This is a genomic window from Nocardia flavorosea NBRC 108225 (assembly GCF_001613385.1).
In the GTDB taxonomy this organism is placed as follows: domain Bacteria; phylum Actinomycetota; class Actinomycetes; order Mycobacteriales; family Mycobacteriaceae; genus Nocardia; species Nocardia flavorosea.
Map to the genome: position 1 here is coordinate 1 of NZ_BDCG01000054.1, position 2,126 is coordinate 2,126.

A 2,126-nucleotide genomic window follows, 5' to 3' on the forward strand; every position below is an offset into this window, starting at 1 on the left:
GGAGCCGCTACCGCGGACGCTGTCTCCCTATTCGACGCGGGTATCCGCGAAGCTGTGCCGATGCCCCTCGGTACCGGACCCGGGCAGCGGCTCGGCCCCGATTCGCTGGTCTGGAAATTCTTCGGAGACATCCGCGGCAACCTGCTCGGATTCCAGCGCCTCGCCGGAACCGAGAACTCGATCGAGCAGCTGGCCAAAGGGGTCGAGGACCATTCGATCATTTTCAGCGATCTGATCGGCAGGGGTAGGCGCAGCGGACCGCCCATCGCGAAAACGGTGTACTCCGACGAACCGGATGCCTGGGGCCGCCGGGTCCGGGATTTCCACAAGGACATCAAAGGCACGATCGACAGCGACGGCTCGCGCTATCACGCATTGAATCCAGAGTTGTACTACTGGGCGCACGCCACGTTCGTCGATCAGGTCATCTACAACACCGATACGTTCATCCGCCGATTGTCCTACGCGGAGAAGGAACAGATCTTCGAAGAATCCAAGATCTGGTACCGGCTGTACGGGGTGAGCGACCGTAGCCAGCCCGAAACCTACGCGGAGTTCGTCGAATACTGGGACTCGATGCTGGCCCGATTCGTGCCGACCCGCACGATCGTCTACGCCACCGGCTACATCCGCCGGGGCCTACCGCGGCCGAAGCGTTTGCGCGCCATGCCGATGCCGGTGTGGAAAGCGCTGACCTATCCGCTCGACGCGGTGATCCGGACGGTTGTCGTCGGGACACTGCCGCAGCAGATGCGCGACGTGTGCGATCTGGAATGGGACGAGAAGCGAGAACAGCGGTTCCAGCGTTTTGCGGCCACGATGCGGGCGCTGAATCCGCTGTTCAACCGGCTGCCCGTGCGTGTTCTCTACACGCCGTGGGCGGCTGAGGCGTGGCAGCGGGCGGGGGTGGACCCGCGAAAGATCCACAACGGCCAGTCGGGGAACCGGCCGCGAAACCGCGTCCGGTCGGCGCCGCGGCCCCGCGGGTCAGTGCGCAGCCGGGTATTGGCCCAGCCGCCGGCGGGCAGCGGTCTGAAGCCGATCCACGGGACCTATCTCCCCACACCGCGGGAAGTGCTGTGGGCCCTCCGGGCACCGGAGAAGGCGATCGCCCGGCGCCGGGAACTGTTCGGCGACATCAGCTTCATGTACTCCCCATTGGAAGGAAAGCTCGTCAACCCGGCCGGCCCGGACGGATGCGCCGCGGTGGCGTTGAACAAGGACAAGGCCTTCGCGTCGGAGCCGGGCTGGGGGCTGATGATCGGCCGCTTCTTCCGTCGCGGCCTGCTGCTGATGGACTTCGACGAGCACCGCTATCACCGCCTGATCCTGCAACAGGCGTTCACCGCCGACCAGCTCCGCGGCTATCTGGCACAGATGCAGCCGATGGTCCGGCAGCGAATCGCGGAACTGCCGGTAGGCGACGGGATCCGGATACATCACGAACTGAAGAAGCTCACCCTGGACATCGCCTTGGAAAGCTTCCTCGGCCTGAAGATTTCACGGGCCGAAGCCGACCGCGTCAACAAGGCGTTCATCGACTGTGTGCAGGCCTGCCTGGCCTTGATCCGCTATGACGTGCCGGGCACGCGATGGTCGCGTGGGCTGGCGGGCCGGCGCGAACTGGAGGAATTCCTGCGCCGGCACCTACCGGCCAAGCGGGCGGCCCGCACACCCGACCTGTTCTCCACGCTGTGCCACCTCAATTCCGAAGAAGGGCACGGTCTCACCGACGACGAGATCATCGATCACCTGATCTTCGTCCTGATGGCCGCCCACGACACCTCTACCATCACCCTGGCCACCATGACGTACTATCTCGCCCGTCACCCCGAGTGGCAGGAGCGCGCCCGCGCGCAATCACGAGAACTCCCCGCCACGATCACCTATGACACACTGCCCGACCACACCCTGCTGGACCGCATCATGAAGGAGTCGTTGCGGCTGAACCCGCCGGTGCCCGGGCTGGTCCGGCAGGCGATCGAGGACACCGAGATCGACGGCTACTTCATCCCGAAGGGCACCCGCGTCACGGCGATGCCGCTGGCCAACCACTACAACCCCGACCTGTGGACCGCCCCGGAAACATTCGACCCGGACCGGTTCAGCGACGAGCGGGCCGAGGA

At 65.4% G+C, this 2,126-nt stretch carries 1 protein-coding gene and 1 pseudogene; both read left to right on the forward strand.

Annotated features, from left to right (window positions below; genetic code table 11):
• Positions 1 to 42: 42 nt before the first annotated feature.
• Positions 43 to 942: pseudogene (locus NFL01S_RS33765) on the forward strand (oxygenase MpaB family protein); the annotation flags it as partial.
• Positions 943 to 1,146: 204 nt separating this feature from the next.
• The coding region (locus tag NFL01S_RS35080; protein ID WP_245671006.1) for a cytochrome P450 at positions 1,147 to 2,126 on the forward strand (980 nt) is incomplete at its 3' end.